Source organism: Rhodococcus sp. X156, assembly GCF_004006015.1.
Lineage (GTDB): Bacteria > Actinomycetota > Actinomycetes > Mycobacteriales > Mycobacteriaceae > X156.
The window spans coordinates 2,883,571-2,899,549 of record NZ_CP034766.1 but is presented as its reverse complement, the minus strand read 5'-3'; the positions used below and the strand labels follow the sequence as shown (position 1 = coordinate 2,899,549).

Sequence of the window (15,979 nt, the reverse complement as noted above, 5' to 3'; positions counted from 1 at the left end):
CTGGCCGGCCAGGCTCACTTGGTGTGCTTGGTCAGCTCGTCGGAGGAGCGCGGAGTGGGCTTGGCTCGCTTGGTGCGGCCCTTCTTGGTGCGGTCCTGGGCCAGCCGGTCCAGGTCGGCGAGCATCGCGTCGGCCCGGTCGCGCTCGGACTCGTAGTACTGCTCCGACCAGCGCAGCACCATCTCCGGGTAGGCCCAGCCGGGCTCCTCGGCGGCGCCCACTGCATCGGCGACCGCCCGTACCCGCATCTTCTCCGACTGGTCGCGGTGCTCGGCCAGCACCTCGCGCAACCGGTCCGGGTCACCGAGGTGGCCCAGCCACATGCGCAGCATCACCCCGTGCTTGAGCACGGCGGGCTCCACCGGCGACTCGTTGGCCCAGTGGGCCACGGCCTCCCTGCCCTCCTCGGTGATGGAGTACAGCCGCTTGCCCCGCACGTCGTCCTTGCTCACCACGCGGGAGGTGGCGTAGCCGCAGTCCTCGAGCTTGCGCAGCTCGCTGTAGATCTGGCTGTAGGAGGGGGCCCAGTAGAAGAAGCGCAGGCTCCAGTCCGCCCACTTCTTGAGGTCGTAGCCGGAGAGCTCGGAGCCGAAGGACAGCAGACCCAGCACGGCCCAGCTCGTCGGCCGCAGCGAGGGGAACTCGGTCGCCGCGTCGTCATCTGCCATGGCACAGAACCTACCCGTTGGTAGCAACCGCCTGCCGGCGAACCGCCGCTAGACACTACTATTACTAATAGGTATAGTCCTCCGCGAACGTAAGCCCTCCTCGGGGGGCAGTCGGAACAACGCATCGGGGGATCACCCATGACCAGCACCGCTCCTGCGCCGCAGTCGGTCCACGACGTCCTCGTGGTGGGGGCGGGCTTCGCCGGCCTGTACGCCGTGCACCGCGCCCGCCAGGCCGGGCTGGACGTGCTGGCCGTGGAGGCGGGCACGGGCGTGGGAGGCACCTGGTTCTGGAACCGCTACCCGGGCGCCCGGTGTGACGTGGAGAGCGTCGACTACTCCTACTCCTTCGACGAGGACCTGCAGCAGAGCTGGATCTGGTCCGAGCGCTACGCCGGGCAGCCGGAGATCCTCGCCTACCTCGAGCACGTGGCCGACCGCTTCGACCTGCGCCGCGACATCGTGCTGGGCCAGCGGGTCACCAGCGCCCACCTGGACGAGGACACCGCGGTGTGGCACGTGGGCACCGACACCGGCCAGACCTACCTGGCCCGCTTCGTGCTGATGGCCACCGGCTGCCTGTCCGCGCTGAACAAGCCCGACATCCCCGGCACGGACAGCTTCGCCGGCGAGGTGTACTTCACCGCCGCGTGGCCGCAGCAGGAGCCTGACCTCACCGGAAAGCGGGTGGGGATCATCGGCACCGGCTCCTCGGGAGTGCAGTCGGTGCCGCTGCTGGCGGAGCGGGCCGCCTCGCTCACGGTGTTCCAGCGCTCGGCCAACTACAGCGTCCCCATGCCCAACCACGTGCTCACCCCCGCCGACCAGGAGCGCATCCGCGCCGAGTACCCCGCGCGGCGCAAGAAGTCCGCCTACGCACCGGCCGGGACTCCGCACGAGAGCTACCCGCACAACGCGCTGGAGCTCAGCGAGCAGGAGCGGCTGGCCGCCATGGAGGCGCGCTGGGCCGAGGGTGGGGTGCTCTTCGGCAAGACCTTCCCCGACCAGAACGCCAACCTCGCCGCCAACGACGTGGTCCGCGAGTTCGCCGAGGCCAAGATCCGCTCGGTGGTGGCCGACCCGGAGGTCGCCGACGCGCTGGTGCCCACCGACCACCCCATCGGCACCAAGCGGATCTGCACCGACATCGGTTACTACCAGACCTTCAACCAGCCCCACGTGCGGCTGGTGAACCTGCGCACCGACCCCATCGTGGAGATCACGCCCACCGGAGTCGTCACCGAGCACGACGTCCACGAGCTGGACGTGCTGGTCTACGCCACCGGGTTCGACGCCATGACCGGGGCGCTCCTGCGCATCGACATCCGCGGAGCCCGGGGCACCACCATCGCCGACGCCTGGGGTGCAGGCCCGGTCACCTTCCTGGGCATGGCCATCCCCGGCCTGCCCAACCTGTTCAACCTCAGCGGTCCGGGCAGCCCGTCGGTGCTGGCCAACATGGTGCTGCACGCCGAGGCTCAGGTGGACTGGCTCGTCGACCTGGTGGCGAGCTGCCGGGAGCGGGGAGTGGCCACCGTCGAGGCACGGCGCGAGGCCGCCGAGGAGTGGACCGAGCACGTGGACGCCGTCGCGCAGGGGACGCTGTTCCCGCAGGCCCGCTCCTGGTACATGGGAGCCAACATCGAGGGAAAGAAGCAGATGTTCATGCCCTACATCGGGGGCTTCGGCACCTACCGTCGGGCCTGCGACGAGGTGGCGGCCAAGGGCTACGAGGGCTTCACGCTCAGCTCGTGAGGCCCGTGTCGTCGCACGGGCGGTCGCCCGGGTGGATTGCGTCCTCGGGTGATTCAATGCCGGCATGAGTCCTGAGGGTCGGCCGACTCTGACCAGCCCGTTGCTGCCGGTTGCGACGACCTTGCCCGAGCTGTGCCGGCGGCGTGCCGTCACGCACGGGACGCGGCTGGCCGTGCGCGACACCGACCGCAGCCGCACGTACGCGGCGCTGGCCGAGCGGGCCGGGCAGGTGGCCACCGCGCTCGCCGCCCGGGGCGTGCGGGCGGGGGACGCCGTGGTGGTGTGCGGGCGCAGCTCGGTGTCCTGGGTGGAGGTGGCGCTCGGCGTCGTCTTCGCCGGTGCCGTCCTGGTGCCGGTCGGCCACGCGGCGTCGAGCCGCGAGCGGCGGCTGGTGCTCGACCGCGTCGCACCCCGGCTGGTGCTCTCCGAGCAGCGGGACTGGGAGCCCGACGTGGAGGTGCACACCTTGGCCGGCCTGCAGGGCGCCGCCGACGGCTGCGCCGTGGCCGAGCCGGTGGCGGTCTCGCCCGAGGCCGTGGCGGTGGTGCTGCCCACCTCCGGGACCACCGGCACCCCCAAGCACGTGCCGATGACCCACGGCCAGCTGGTGCGCTGCTACACCGACATGGCCGCGGCAGTCGGGGTCACCGCCACCGACGTCCTGCTCGGCGCGGTGCCGCTGGCGCACTCCTTCGGCTTCAACGGGGTGCTGCTGCTGGCGCTGGTCCAGGGTGCGGCGGTGCGGCTGGTGTCGCCGCACGACCGCGGGCACCTCGCCGAGATCCTGCAGCGGGAGGGCATCTCGGTGGTGCTCGGGCCACCCACGATCTTCCACGACCTGGCCACCGCCGGGGCCGACCTCACCGGGGTGACGCGGCTGGCCATCACCGGGGGCGCGGACGTGTCGGTGGACCGGATGCAGGCGCTGTGCACCTCCCTGGGCATCACCACGCTGGTGAGCGGCTACGGGCTCACCGAGGCGTGCGGCAGCGTGGCGGTGGCCACCGTGGGCGTGGCCGAGGAGGGTGCCGCCGCGGGGCTCACGCCGCTGCCCGGCGTGGAGGTGGCCGTGGTGGACGACGCGGGGCGGCCGGTGCACGGGGCGGACGGCCGCGTGCTGGTGCGCGGCTACAACGTGATGAGCGGCTACCTGCACGACGCGGCCGAGACGGCACTGGTGCTGCGCCCGCAGGGGTGGCTGGACACCGGGGACGTGGGGCGGCTGGACTCCGAGGGCCGCCTGCACGTGGTCTCCCGGGCCAAGGACACCGTGGTGGTCAGCGGCTTCAACATCTACCCCCGCGAGGTGGAGCAGGTGCTGCTGGAGCACGACGGCGTGGCCGACGTGGCGGTGCTGGGGGTGCCCGACGAGCGCCAGGGCGAGAAGCTGGTGGCCTGCGTGGTGCCGCGGGCCGGCTGGCGGCTGGACCCCGCTGAGCTCACCAGCCACTGCCGGGACCGGCTCACGCCGTACAAGGTGCCGCGCACGCTGCTGGAGTACGACCTCCTGCCCACCACGGCCACCGGCAAGCGCTCCCGGGTGGCCCTGCGGGAGTCGGTGCTGGCGCGGGCGCACGGACGGGTGTCCTCCCGCCCCTCCGGCTAGCGCGCCTTGACGGCCACCCTCGCCTGCGAGTAGAACAAGTGTTCGAACACGGGAGGTGGCGCGATGGGCTTCGGCAACCCGCCGGTGCCGTGGGCGGAGCTGGAGCGGGTGCTCTCCGGCCGGCCCCGGCACGAGGCGCAGCACCCCGGTGACGGCAGCGACAGCCCCGCCTGGTCGCGCAAGCGCGCCAGCTACCAGCCGCCTCCGGCCCCCCGCCGCCCCGGGCCTGCCCCCACGCCCTTCGCCGAGCTGCACGCACACTCCTCGTTCAGCTTCCTCGACGGCGCCAGCCAGCCCGAGGAGCTGGTGGAGGAGGCAGCCCGGCTGGGCCTGGAGGCCATCGCGCTCACCGACCACGACGGCCTCTACGGAGTGGTGCGCTTCGCCGAGGCTGCACGAGAGCTCAACGTGCGCACCGTGTTCGGCGCCGAGCTGAGCCTGGGGCTGAGCGAGCCGCAGAACGGGGTGGCCGACCCGGAGGGCACCCACCTGCTGGTGCTCGCCCGGGGACAGGAGGGCTACCGGCGGCTGTCCCGGGAGATCTCCGCCGCGCACCTCGCCGGTGGGGAGAAGGGCCGCCCCCGCTACGACCTGGACCAGCTCAGCGCGGCCGCCGGCGGGCACTGGCAGGTGCTCACCGGCTGCCGCAAGGGCGCGGTGCGCCAGGCGCTGAGCACCGGGGGACCCGCGGCGGCCGAGGCGGCGCTGGCCGAGCTGGTGGAGCGCTTCGGCGCCGAGCACGTGGCGGTGGAGCTCACCCACCAGGGCCTGCCCACCGACGACGAGCGCAACGACGTGCTGGCCGAGCTGGCCCAGCGCCGCCGGCTGCGGGTGGTGGCCAGCACGGCCGCGCACTTCGCCACCCCGTCGCGGCACCGCCTGGCCGCGGCGATGGCCGCGGTGCGGGCCCGGCGCAGCCTGGACGACGCCGCGGGCTGGCTGCCCCCGGCCGGGGGCGCGCACCTGCGCTCCGGCGCCGAGCTGGCCGCCCGCTTCGCGCGGCACCCGGCCGCGGTGCCCACCGCCGCCGAGCTGGGCCGGGAGTGCGCCTTCGACCTGCGCCTGGTCGCCCCGCAGCTGCCGCCCTTCGCCGTGCCGGCCGGGCACACCGAGCAGTCCTGGCTGCGCGAGCTCACCCTGCGGGGGGCCGCCGAGCGCTACGGCCCCCCGGCGGCCAACCCCGCCGCCTACGCCCAGATAGAGCGCGAGCTCACCGTCATCGGCGAGCTGAGCTTTCCCGGCTACTTCCTGGTGGTGCACGACATCGTCAGCTTCTGCCGGCGCAGCGGCATCCTCTGCCAGGGCCGGGGCTCGGCAGCCAACTCCGCGGTCTGCTACGCCCTGGGCGTCACCGCGGTGGACGCGGTGGCCAACGGGCTGCTGTTCGAGCGGTTCCTGTCCCCGGAGCGCGACGGCCCACCGGACATCGACGTGGACATCGAGTCCGACCGCCGGGAGGAGGCCATCCAGTACGTCTACGGCCGCTACGGCCGCAGCCACGCCGCGCAGGTCGCCAACGTCATCACCTACCGCGGCCGCTCCGCGGTCCGCGACATGGCCAAGGCGCTGGGCTACTCCCAGGGGCAGCAGGACGCGTGGGGCAAGCAGATCGACCGCTGGGGGCCGCTGGTCGGGCCGAGCGCCCAGGACAAGTCCCCGCAGGAGCAGGAGCACGACATCCCCGAGCCGGTGCTGGCACTGGCCGCCCAGCTGGAGGACTTCCCGCGGCACCTGGGCATCCACTCCGGGGGCATGGTGATCTGCGACCGGCCCATCGCCGACGTGTGCCCGGTGGAGTGGGCGCGGATGGCCGACCGCAGCGTGCTGCAGTGGGACAAGGACGACTGCGCCGCGGTGGGGCTGGTGAAGTTCGACCTGCTCGGGCTGGGCATGCTCTCCGCGCTGCACTACGCCATCGACTTCGTGGCCGCCCACGAGGGGATCCAGGTGGACCTGGCCCACCTCGACCTCGGCGAGCCGGCGGTCTACGAGATGCTGCAGCGGGCCGACACCATCGGGGTGTTCCAGGTGGAGTCGCGGGCGCAGATGGCCACCCTGCCGCGGCTGAAGCCCCGGGTGTTCTACGACCTGGTGGTGGAGGTGGCGCTCATCCGGCCCGGACCCATCCAGGGTGGCTCGGTGCACCCGTTCATCCGGCGCCGCAACGGGCTGGAGCCGGTCACCTACGAGCACCCCTCCATGGAGCGGGCGCTGGCCAAGACCCTGGGGGTGCCGCTGTTCCAGGAGCAGCTGATGCAGCTGGCGGTGGACTGTGCCGGCTTCACCGGGGCCGAGGCCGACGAGCTGCGCCGGGCGATGGGCTCCAAGCGCTCGCCGGAGAAGATGCAGCGGCTGCGGGCACGCTTCTACCAGGGCCTGCAGGAGACCAACGGCATCACCGGCGAGGTGGCCGACCGGATCTTCGAGAAGCTGTTCGCCTTCGCCAACTTCGGTTTTCCGGAGAGCCACTCGCTGAGCTTCGCCTCGCTGGTCTTCTACTCGGCGTGGTTCAAGCTGCACCACCCGGCGGCGTTCTGTGCGGCCCTGCTGCGGGCCCAGCCGATGGGCTTCTACTCCCCGCAGTCGCTGGTGGCCGACGCCCGCCGCCACGGGGTGGTGGTGCACGGCCCGGACGTCAACCGCAGCTGCGCGCACCCCACCCTGGAGCCGCTCAGCGACGACGACCGTACCCCCGCGGTGCGCCTGGGCCTGGGCGCGGTGCGCAGCGTGGGCACCCCCACGGCCGAGCGGATCACCGCCGAGCGCGACGCCCACGGGCCGTTCACCAGCCTGCTCGACCTCACCCGCCGGGTGGGGCTGAGCGTGGCGCAGACCGAGGCGCTGGCCACCGCCGGGGCGCTGGGCTGCTTCGACCTGCAGCGCCGGGAGGCCCTGTGGGCGGCGGGCGCGGCCGCCGCCGAGCGGTACGACCGGCTGCCCGGCACCGGGGTGGGCACCACCGCGCCGACGCTGCCGGGCATGAGCGAGGTGGAGCTGGCGGTGGCCGACGTGTGGGCCACCGGGGTCTCGCCGGACAGCTACCCCACCCAGTTCCTGCGCCCGCAGCTGGAGCGGCTGGGGGTGGTTCCCGCGGCGGAGCTGCTCACCGGGGTGCGGGACGGCAGCCGGGTGCTGGTGGGCGGGGCGGTCACCCACCGCCAGCGCCCGGCCACGGCCAGCGGGGTCACCTTCCTCAACCTGGAGGACGAGACCGGCATGGTGAACATCGTGTGCTCGCCGGGGCTGTGGGCCCGCTACCGCCGGGTGGTGCGCTCGGCACCGGCCCTGCTGATCCGGGGCGTGGTGCAGAACGCCGAGGGGGCGGTGACCGTGGTGGCCGAGCACGTGCAGCGGATGGACCTGCGCGTCGCCTCCACCAGCCGCGACTTCCGCTAGCCCAGGTCGCGGGCCAGCGCCCGCCCGGCGGCGCGGCCGGAGAAGATGCACCCGCCCAGGAAGGTGCCCTCCAGCGCGTTGTAGCCGTGCACCCCGCCACCACCGAAGCCGGCGACCTCCCCGGCGGCGTACAGGCCGTCGAAGGCGCTGCCGTCGCCGCGCATCACCTGCGAGTCCAGGTTGGTCTCCAGCCCGCCCAGCGTCTTGCGGGTGAGCAGGTGCAGCCGCACCGCGATCAGCGGGCCGTGCGCCGGGTCGAGCAGCGCGTGCGGCTTGACCACCCGGGTGATCCGGTCGCTGAGGTAGCTGCGGGCGGCGCGGATGGCGGCGATCTGCAGGTCCTTGCCGAAGCGGTTGGCCAGCTCGCGGTCGTGGGCCAGCACCTGCCGCTCGATGTGGTCGAAGTCCAGCAGCGGCGTCTCGGTGAGCTCGTTCATCCCGGCCACCAGCTCGCGCAGGGTGTCGCGCACCACGAAGTCCACCCCGTGCTGCTTGAACGCCTCGATGGGCGGCGGCGCACCCTTCTTCACCCGGCTCAGCGCCATCTTCAGGCTCTTGCTGGTGATGTCGGGGTTCTGCTCGGAGCCCGACAGCGCGAACTCCTTCTCGATGATCGACTGGTCCAGCAGGAACCAGGTGTGCTCGTGGCCGGTGGTGAGGATGTGGCTGAGGGTGGACATCGTGTCGAAACCAGGGAACAACGGGGTGGGCAACCGGGTGCCGGTGGCGTCCAGCCACAGCGAAGACGGCCCGGGCAGGATGCGGATGCCGTGGTTGGGCCAGATGGGGTCCCAGTTGGTGATGCCCTCGGTGTAGTGCCACATCCGGTCGCGGTTGACCAGGTTGGCGCCGGCGTTCTCGGTGATCTCCAGCATCCGCCCGTCCACGTGCGCGGGAACCCCGGTGAGCATGTGCCGGGGCGCCTCGCCCAGGCGCTTCGGCCAGTTCTTGCGCACCAGCTCGGCGTTGGCGCCGATGCCACCGGAGGTGACCACCACCGCCTGGGCGTGCAGCTCGAACTCACCCACCGCGGTGCGCGAGGACGCCACCCCGCGCGGCTGCTCGGAGACCTCCAGCACGGTGCCCCGCACCCCGCAGGCACGGCCGTCGCTGACCAGCACCTCGTCCACCTGGTGGCGGTGGCAGAAGGTGACCAGCCCGGCGCGCTCGGCGTCGAGCACCCGCTCCAGGAACACCCGCACCACCTCGGGGCCGGTGCCCCAGGTGAGGTGGAAGCGGGGCACGGAGTTGCCGTGCCCGGTGGCCGTGCCACTGCCGCGCTCGGCCCAGCCCACCGTGGGCATCAGCCGCAGGCCCAGCTCGTGCAGGTACGCGCGCTTGTCGCCGGCCGCGAACTCCACGTACGCCTGCGCCCACTGCCGCGGCCAGAAGTCCTCGGGACGGTCGAAGGCGGCGGTGCCCATCCAGTCCTGCAGCGCCAGCTCGTAGGAGTCCTTGATGCCCAGGCGGCGCTGCTCGGGGCTGTCCACCAGGAACAGCCCACCGAGGGACCAGAACGCCTGCGCGCCGAGGTTCGCCCGGTTCTCCTGCTCCACCACGGTGACGGTGCGCCCGGCCCTGGTCAGCTCGTAGGTGGCCACCAGCCCGGCCAGGCCGGCACCCACCACGATCACGTCGACGTCCACGCTCATCTGCTTCTCCCGCTCCCGGCGCCGTGCACCGCGCCGAGGCCTGAGAGTGCCACAGGCCGAGCGTGGGTTCCGGTCTGAGCGTGCGGTGCTCGCAGGCGTCAGCCGGCAGGGGCGACGGCGACGAGGTCGGCGAACACCACGATGTTGTCCCGGTAGCTGCTCGCCTGCTCGTCGAACGAGCCGCCGCAGGTGATCAGCCGGAGCCCGGCTCGATCGAGGTTGCCGTAGACGAGACCGGTGGGGAAGGCGTCCTTGTCGTGCTGCTCCACCTGGCTGACCCGGAACGTCGCCACGGTGCCGTCGGCGCGGGAGATCGCGACCTCCGCGCCGGGCCGCACCGACCGCAGCTCGTGGAAGACCCCTGGACTGCCCGCCCAGTCCACGTGCCCGGCCAGCACGGCGGGGCCCTGCTCACCTGGGGTGGGGGCGCCGGTGTACCAACCGGCCGGGAAGCCGGTGGGGGGCACCTGCATGGTGCCGTCGGGCTGCAGGCCGAGGTCCATCAGCGCCGAGTCCACCCCGATCGAGGGGATCTGCAGCCGCACCGGGGCCGACCGGTCCAGCAGCAGCGCCGGAGCCACGGTGGCAGCGGGTGCGCTGGGGGTGGGCGTGGTGGGCACGGGCAGGGTGACCGTGGCCGCAGCGGGGGCCGGGGTGGCGTCGTCGAGCGCCCGGCTGCCCGCGGTGAGCGTGCCGGTGACCGCCACCAGCACCGCTGCGCCGAGAACCGTTGCGCCGAGAACCGCTGCCCGCAGCCGCGGAACCCGGCGGTGGGTGCGGGCCCTGCGGTGGCGCCCGGTCAGCGGGCGCTGCCGTCCCCGGCGTCGACGGACCCGACCGGCACCTGGCTGACCTGGTTGCCTCCGCCCATTCGCGTGGAGGTCGCCGAGCCGGTCGTCATCGACCCGGAGTCGCCGCTGTTGCTGCCGCTGCTGGTACCCGGAGGGGCGATGGTGCCGCCCGCGCTGGTGCCCGGAGCAGGAGCGGCGCCACCCCCAGGAGATGTCGGGGTGGCGCCAGTCGTGGGCGCCGGCGTCACGGTGGTGGGCGCCGCGCTGGTGGTGGGGGTCGCGCTGGGAGTCGGGAGCGTGCTGGCTGTGGGGGCAGCAGTGGTGGTGGGCGTCACGGTGGTGGTGGGTGCAGTCGTGGTGGTCGGGCCGGCGCTGGAGGTCGGCGGGACGGTGCTCGACGGCGGGACGGTGCTCGTCGGGGGCACGGTGCTCGTCGGTGGCGTCACCGCACAGCTGGGCACGGTGATGGTGTCGTTGATCAGCGTCACTGCCCCCGCGCCGGAGGCCTGCTGGCCGGCCAGCAGCCGTCCCTCCACCGTCACGCCGTCCTTCACCGAGATGTCGTCGTGCGCCATGATCGTGCCGCGGAAGGTGGAGCCGGCGCCCAGGGTGGCGGCGCTGCCCACCTGCCAGAAGACGTTGCAGGCCTGTGCCCCGTTGATCAGGGAGACGTTGCCGGTGCCGCCGGTGATCAGCGTGCTGTCGGTCTGGAAGATGAACACCGAGCCGGGCTTGTTCGCGCCGTCCAGGACCAGCGTGCCGGTCATGCCGAAGGTGCCCGACGCCGAGCCGTAGACCCCGGCGACCAGCTTCTGCCCGGCCAGCTCGGTGGGCACCTCGGTGGTGGGGCCCTGCCCGGCGGCGTTGGTGTAGGCGGTCCTCAGGTCGGCCTTGGCCCGGCCGGTCTCCGCGTTGGCGACGCGATGGTTGGTGCCCGTGAGCTCGACGCAGTCGGCGGCCCCGGGGCAGGCGACGAAACCGGTCTGGGCGGGGGTGGGCGAGGACCCCACGTCCCCGACGATGGTGCTCGCGCCGGTGTTGGTGATGCCCGAGCCGGCAAGGACCGCGAAGTCCGCCGCTGTGTTGAGGGGGACCACGGTGGCTGCGGCCTGGGCGGTGCCGGCGTTGGCCAGCAGCAGCCCGGCGGTGGCCACCGTGACCAGTGCTGCGACGGCGGCACCGCCGTAGCGCAGTGCGGGTCGGGTCGAGGGTCGCCTGTGTGTGCTCATGTGTCACCGGTGTTCTGGGCCGAGGAGGGGCGGCGCGGGTCGTGGAACGACCTCGGCAACGGCTCCCACTCTGGCCCGCAGCCTGCGGCTACAACGTGACCCGAGTGGTCCCACCGTTTCACGATTACTCTGTGTCCACAATAGATAACAGTGAGTTACGTGAAGATTGTTCTTCCCCGCCCACGGACGGTGCCTGCGCCGCTCGCCCGTCGATGGGGCAGGATCGCCGGGCGGCGGGAGAACCCGGGCGCCGATCGGAGGAGGACCACGTGGCCGCTGGGCCGAACGACGAGACGTCCGCGCACGACGAGCAGGATGGCGCCGAGCTCATCGGGGAGAGCCTCGCGGACACGGTGCTGGCCAACGAGCACTGGACCCGGCGCAGCTACACCGACTGCAGCTTCGTCGACGCCGACCTCAGCGGGTTGCGCACCGAGAACGTCACCTTCACCGGCTGTGACTTCACCGGCGCCGACCTGCGCGACTCCGTGCACCTGGGCTCGGCCTTCCGGTCGTGCAACTTCACCCGGGCAAGCCTGTACCACAGTACTTTTCGCTTCTGCACCCTGATGGGCTCGGTGTTCGAGCGGGCCCGGCTGCGGCCGCTGGTGCTCGAGGAGGTCGACCTGTCGCTGACCTCGCTGGGCCAGGCGGACCTGCGCGGGGTGGACCTCACGGCCGCGCGGCTGCGGGAGGCCAACCTGGTGGGCACCGACCTGCGCAAGGCGGTGCTGCGGGGCGCCGACCTCAGCGGGGCGCGCACCTCGGGTGCCCGGCTGGAGGAGGCCGACCTGCGCGGCGCGCGGGTGGATGCCGACCTCTGGGTGGGGGCACGGCTCACCGGGGTGCAGGTGGAGCCCGTGCAGGCGCTGTCCTTCGCCGCTGCACACGGCCTGCGCGTCGACCTGCAGCAGTAGCTGGCCGCCGCCCCAGGTCCCTGAGACCTGTGCCGCACGCGTTCTGGAACACTGAGCGCGTGACGGCAACCCTTCTGGACGGCAAGACCACCCGCGACGCGATCTACGCGGACCTGCAGACCCGGGTGCAGGGGCTCATCGAGGCGGGCATCACCCCCGGGCTGGGGACCGTGCTCGTGGGCGACGACCCGGGTTCGCACGCCTACGTCAAGGGCAAGCACGCCGACTGCGCGCGGGTGGGCATCACCTCCCTGCGCCGGGACCTGCCCGCCGACGTCAGCCAGGAGCAGCTGCTGGAGACGGTGGAGGAGCTCAACGCCAACCCCGAGTGCACCGGCTACATCGTGCAGCTGCCGCTGCCCCGGCACCTCGACGAGGTGCGCACGCTGGAGCGGATGGACCCGCTCAAGGACGCCGACGGCCTGCACCCGGTGAACCTCGGCCGGCTGGTGCTCGGCGAGCCCGCCCCGCTGCCGTGCACCCCGCGCGGCATCGTGGCGCTGCTGCGCCGCTACGACGTGCCGATCGACGGCGCCAAGGTGGTGGTGGTCGGGCGCGGCATCACCGTCGGCCGTCCGCTGGGGCTGCTGCTCACCCGGCGCACCGAGAACGCCACCGTCACCCTGTGCCACACCGGAACCCGCGACCTGGCCGCAGAGGTCTCCCGTGCCGACATCGTGGTGGCGGCCGCCGGGGTGCCCGGGCTGGTCACCGCGGACATGGTCCGCCCCGGCGCGGCGGTGCTGGACGTGGGGGTCACTCGCACCGAGGCCGGCCTGGTGGGTGACGTCGCCAAGGACGTGGCCGAGGTCGCCAACTTCCTCTCGCCCAACCCCGGCGGCGTGGGCCTGATGACCCGCGCCATGCTGCTGGTCAACGTGGTCGAGCGGGCCGAGGCGATCCTGGCCTCGCAGCGCGGCTGATGGCGCTCGCGGCGCGGCTGCGCACCCTGCACTGGCCGTTCGTGACCGTGGTGCTGATGGTGCTGGTCGCCGGCGGATTCGTGCTCACCGACCGCTGGCGCCGCGGCGCCATCGTGCTGGGTGCGGCCATGCTGGTGGGCGCCGCGCTGCGGGCCGTGCTGCGCGACGACCAGGTGGGCCTGCTGGCGGTGCGCCAGCGCCCGGTGGACGTGCTCACCTACGCGGCGTTCGGCGTGGCCGTGCTCGCCCTGGCCGGCTCGATCGATGCGCTGGGCACGGTCTAGCGCCACCCAGGGCTAGTCCGCGGAGCGCGCCAGGGTCTCCTGGATGAGCTCGCTGACCGCATCGGCCTCCAGCAGGAACCCGTCGTGGCCGAACTCCGAGGTGATCACCCGCAGCCGGTCGCAGGTGGGCAGCCCCTCGGCCAGCTCGGCCTGCAGCCGCAGCGGGTAGAGCCGGTCGGAGTCGATGCCGCCGACCACCACCGGTCGGCGCACGCCGCGCAGCGCCGCGGCCACCCCACCCCGGCCGCGACCCACGTCGTAGGAGTTCATCGAGTCGGTCAGCCGCACGTAGCTGCCGGCGTCGAAGCGCTGCACCAGCTTGGCGGCCTGGTGGTCGAGGTAGCTCTGCACCGCGTAGCGCCCACCCTCGGCGGGGTCCTCCCCCTCCTGGGGCAGGTTGGCGAAGCGGCTGTCCAGCTCGTGCTCGGCGCGGTAGCTGAGGTGCGCGATGCGCCGGGCCAGGCCCAGGCCGGTGCGCGGGCTGCGGCCGGTGCCGTGGTAGTCCCCGCCCTGCCAGTCCGGGTCGGAGGTGATGGCCAGGATCTGGGCGGACTGGGTGCCGATCTGGTCGGCGGTGGCCCGTGCCCCGGTGGCCAGCACCAGCGCCGCGCCCACCCGGTCGGGGTGGCCCACCACCCACTCCAGGGCGCGCATCCCCCCCATGGAGCCACCCATCACCGCGGCGAAGCGGGGGACGCCCAGCCGGTCGGCCAGGGCAGCCTCCATGGCCACCTGGTCGCGGATGGTGATGGCGGGGAAGCGCGAGCCCCACGCCTTGCCGTCCGGTGCGAGGGAGGACGGTCCGGTGGTGCCCCGGCAGCCGCCCAGCACGTTGGGGGCGATGACGCACCACTCGTCGGTGTCCAGCGCCGCGCCGGGGCCGACCAACCCGCTCCACCACCCGGGGGAGGGGTGCTCCGGGCTGACCGGGCCGGTGACGTGGGAGTCACCGGTGAGGGCGTGCAGCACCAGCACGGCGTTGCTGGCGGTGGCGTTCAGGGTGCCCCAGCTCTGCAGGGCCACGGTCACCTCGGCCAGCTCGACGCCGCTCTCCAGCGTCAGCGGGCCGAGGTCGACCGTCGTCAGCGCCCCGTCCGGACGAAGCGCCCCGGCAAGGGTGGCACCGGCCGGACGGGACGCCGACGGGTGCTCGTCGTGCAGCAAGCTCACGCCTGTGCTGCTGCTTCGAACCCGGTCCGCAGGTCACCCAGGATGTCCTCGATACCTTCGATGCCGACCGCCAGGCGCACCAGGCCCGGCGTGACGCCTGCGGAGAGCTGCTCCTCCGGGGAGAGCTGGGCGTGCGTGGTGGAGGCCGGGTGGATGACCAGCGAGCGGACGTCGCCGATGTTGGCCACGTGGCTGTGCAGCTGCAGCGCGTTGACGAAGCGCTTGCCCGCCTCCACGCCACCGGCGATCTCGAAGGCCAGCACCGCGCCGGCACCCTTGGGCAGCAGCTTCTGGGCACGGTCGAACCACGGTGAGCTGGGCAGGCCGGCGTAGGCCACCGACTCCACGTCCTCGCGGGCGGAGAGGAACTCGGCCACCTGCTGGGCGTTGGCCACGTGCCGCTCCATGCGCAGGCTCAGCGTCTGCAGGCCCTGGTTGATCAGCCAGGCGTTGAACGGCGACAGCGCTGCACCCATGTCGCGCAGCAGCTGCACGCGCATCTTCAGCGCGTAGGCCGGGGCGCCCAGGTCGGCGAAGACCACGCCGTTGTAGCTGGGGTCGGGGGTGGTGAAGCCGGGGAAGCGGCCGCTGGTCCAGTCGAACGTGCCGCCGTCCACGACCGCGCCGGCGATGGTGGTGCCGGTGCCGCCCAGGTACTTGGTGGCCGAGTGCACCACCACGTCGGCGCCCAGGGCCAGCGGCTGGATCAGGAACGGGGTGGCGACGGTGTTGTCCACGATCAGCGGGATGCCCGCGGCGTGGGCGACCTCGGCCACGCCGGGGACGTCGAGGACGTCGTTGCGCGGGTTGGCGATGGTCTCGCCGAAGAACGCCTTGGTGTTGGGCTGGATGGCGGCCCGCCACTCCTCGAGGTCGTCCGGGTCGCTGACGAAGGACACCTGCACGCCGAGCTTGGGCAGCGTCTGGGTGAACAGGTTGTAGGTGCCGCCGTAGAGGCTCGGGCTGGCCACCACGTGGTCACCGGACTCGGCGACGTTGAGCAGCGCGTAGGTGGTGGCGGCCTGGCCGGAGGCCACGAGCAGCGCGGCCACACCGCCCTCGAGGGCGGCCAGCCGCTGCTCCACCACGTCGTTGGTGGGGTTCATGATGCGGCTGTAGATGTTGCCCGGCTCGGCCAGGGCGAACAGCGCCGCCGCGTGGTCGGTGTCGCGGAAGGCGTAGGCGGTGGTCTGGTAGATCGGCAGCGCGACGGCCCCGGTGGTGGGGTCGGGGGCCTGGCCCGCGTGGATCTGCTTGGTCTCGAAGCTCCAGGAAGCAGCGGGATCGGAAGTCGTGGGGTCGCTCATCGGGTCAGTCAGCTCCAAGAAGGTGCGGGCGTCGTCCACGCCCGGTGGGGGAAGGGATGCGCGGCCAGCGGGCCGCGGGCGATCTCCTGGGTGGTCAACAGTCGCTACACATGGCGAGACCTCCGACAGACGGGGGGCCAGTCGTGCGACGGGCCCGCGCTTGACGACCGGACGTTGCTCCGATCGACCCGGTCATCACCCGGGGCACCCCACCGCGGTTGGAGGGTTGCCGTCCAGCAAGCCGGGGCTACGCGCTGGCACTCATGACCTGGCAGAGATGT

General features: G+C 73.0%; 12 protein-coding genes and 1 riboswitch. Of the genes, 6 read left to right on the top strand and 6 right to left on the bottom strand.

The window, feature by feature from the left end; all coding sequences use genetic code 11:
* Positions 1-14: 14 nt before the first annotated feature.
* A complete protein-coding gene (locus tag ELX43_RS13730) occupies positions 15-668 on the bottom strand; it encodes a helix-turn-helix transcriptional regulator (RefSeq protein WP_127783911.1) in 654 nt (217 codons plus the stop codon).
* Between the two features lie 138 nt (positions 669-806).
* Between ELX43_RS13730 and ELX43_RS13725 the strand changes: the two genes are divergently transcribed.
* The 3 genes from ELX43_RS13725 (at position 807) to ELX43_RS13715 (ending at position 7,425) form a co-directional block, all read left to right on the top strand.
* On the top strand, positions 807-2,423 hold the full coding sequence (locus ELX43_RS13725; protein ID WP_127783910.1) for an NAD(P)/FAD-dependent oxidoreductase: 1,617 nt from the start codon (positions 807-809) through the stop codon (positions 2,421-2,423).
* 64 nt (positions 2,424-2,487) lie between these two features.
* Entirely contained in the window at positions 2,488-4,029 is a 1,542-nt protein-coding gene (locus tag ELX43_RS13720; RefSeq protein ID WP_127783909.1) for an AMP-binding protein, read from the top strand.
* 63 nt (positions 4,030-4,092) lie between these two features.
* Positions 4,093-7,425: an error-prone DNA polymerase gene (locus ELX43_RS13715; RefSeq protein WP_127783908.1), complete on the top strand. Its 3,333-nt coding sequence runs from the start codon at positions 4,093-4,095 to the stop codon at positions 7,423-7,425.
* Here ELX43_RS13715 and ELX43_RS13710 read toward each other — a convergent pair.
* From ELX43_RS13710 to ELX43_RS13700, 3 genes are all read right to left on the bottom strand, one after another.
* The gene (locus ELX43_RS13710) at positions 7,422-9,077 is read right to left on the bottom strand and encodes an FAD-binding dehydrogenase (protein WP_127783907.1); all 1,656 of its coding nucleotides are present in this window, start codon (positions 9,075-9,077) and stop codon (positions 7,422-7,424) included. The genes ELX43_RS13715 and ELX43_RS13710 overlap by 4 nt on opposite strands.
* Positions 9,078-9,175: 98 nt before the next feature.
* Positions 9,176-9,784 (bottom strand): class F sortase, encoded by a 609-nt coding sequence (locus ELX43_RS13705; RefSeq protein WP_241248960.1) that lies wholly within the window; start codon positions 9,782-9,784, stop codon positions 9,176-9,178.
* Between the two features lie 92 nt (positions 9,785-9,876).
* Complete coding sequence (locus ELX43_RS13700) at positions 9,877-11,097, bottom strand: ice-binding family protein (RefSeq protein WP_127783906.1); 1,221 nt, start codon at positions 11,095-11,097, stop codon at positions 9,877-9,879.
* Positions 11,098-11,366: 269 nt separating this feature from the next.
* Here ELX43_RS13700 and ELX43_RS13695 point away from each other — a divergent pair, with 269 nt between their 5' ends.
* Genes ELX43_RS13695 through ELX43_RS13685 form a run of 3 tightly spaced genes read left to right on the top strand, consistent with a single transcriptional unit; the run spans position 11,367 to position 13,221 of the window.
* Complete coding sequence (locus ELX43_RS13695; protein ID WP_241248959.1) at positions 11,367-12,014, top strand: pentapeptide repeat-containing protein; 648 nt, start codon at positions 11,367-11,369, stop codon at positions 12,012-12,014.
* 59 nt (positions 12,015-12,073) lie between these two features.
* On the top strand, positions 12,074-12,937 hold the full coding sequence (locus ELX43_RS13690; RefSeq protein WP_127783904.1) for a bifunctional methylenetetrahydrofolate dehydrogenase/methenyltetrahydrofolate cyclohydrolase: 864 nt from the start codon (positions 12,074-12,076) through the stop codon (positions 12,935-12,937).
* Positions 12,937-13,221 carry a DUF3017 domain-containing protein gene (locus ELX43_RS13685; protein ID WP_127783903.1) on the top strand — a complete coding sequence of 95 codons (285 nt, stop codon included), beginning with the start codon at positions 12,937-12,939 and terminating at the stop codon, positions 13,219-13,221. Before ELX43_RS13690 ends, ELX43_RS13685 begins: the two co-directional genes overlap by 1 nt.
* A 12-nt stretch (positions 13,222-13,233) precedes the next feature.
* Here the strand turns inward: ELX43_RS13685 and ELX43_RS13680 are convergent, their stop codons facing one another.
* Together ELX43_RS13680 and ELX43_RS13675 are read right to left on the bottom strand one after the other, a co-directional pair.
* Complete coding sequence (locus ELX43_RS13680; protein ID WP_127784915.1) at positions 13,234-14,307, bottom strand: homoserine O-acetyltransferase; 1,074 nt, start codon at positions 14,305-14,307, stop codon at positions 13,234-13,236.
* Positions 14,308-14,387: 80 nt separating this feature from the next.
* Positions 14,388-15,698, bottom strand: coding sequence for a bifunctional o-acetylhomoserine/o-acetylserine sulfhydrylase (locus ELX43_RS13675; protein WP_127783902.1), 1,311 nt, complete (start codon positions 15,696-15,698; stop codon positions 14,388-14,390).
* 151 nt (positions 15,699-15,849) lie between these two features.
* A riboswitch (SAM riboswitch) is annotated at positions 15,850-15,967 on the bottom strand.
* Positions 15,968-15,979 lie beyond the last annotated feature (12 nt).

Coding starts and splice junctions, on each gene's coding strand:
- ELX43_RS13675 (WP_127783902.1), bottom strand. CDS start 15,698: ATGAGCGACCCCACGACTTCCGATCCCGCTGCTTCCTGGAGCTTCGAG.
- ELX43_RS13725 (WP_127783910.1), top strand. CDS start 807: ATGACCAGCACCGCTCCTGCGCCGCAGTCGGTCCACGACGTCCTCGTG.
- ELX43_RS13730 (WP_127783911.1), bottom strand. CDS start 668: ATGGCAGATGACGACGCGGCGACCGAGTTCCCCTCGCTGCGGCCGACG.
- ELX43_RS13715 (WP_127783908.1), top strand. CDS start 4,093: ATGGGCTTCGGCAACCCGCCGGTGCCGTGGGCGGAGCTGGAGCGGGTG.
- ELX43_RS13700 (WP_127783906.1), bottom strand. CDS start 11,097: ATGAGCACACACAGGCGACCCTCGACCCGACCCGCACTGCGCTACGGC.
- ELX43_RS13710 (WP_127783907.1), bottom strand. CDS start 9,077: ATGAGCGTGGACGTCGACGTGATCGTGGTGGGTGCCGGCCTGGCCGGG.
- ELX43_RS13685 (WP_127783903.1), top strand. CDS start 12,937: ATGGCGCTCGCGGCGCGGCTGCGCACCCTGCACTGGCCGTTCGTGACC.
- ELX43_RS13720 (WP_127783909.1), top strand. CDS start 2,488: ATGAGTCCTGAGGGTCGGCCGACTCTGACCAGCCCGTTGCTGCCGGTT.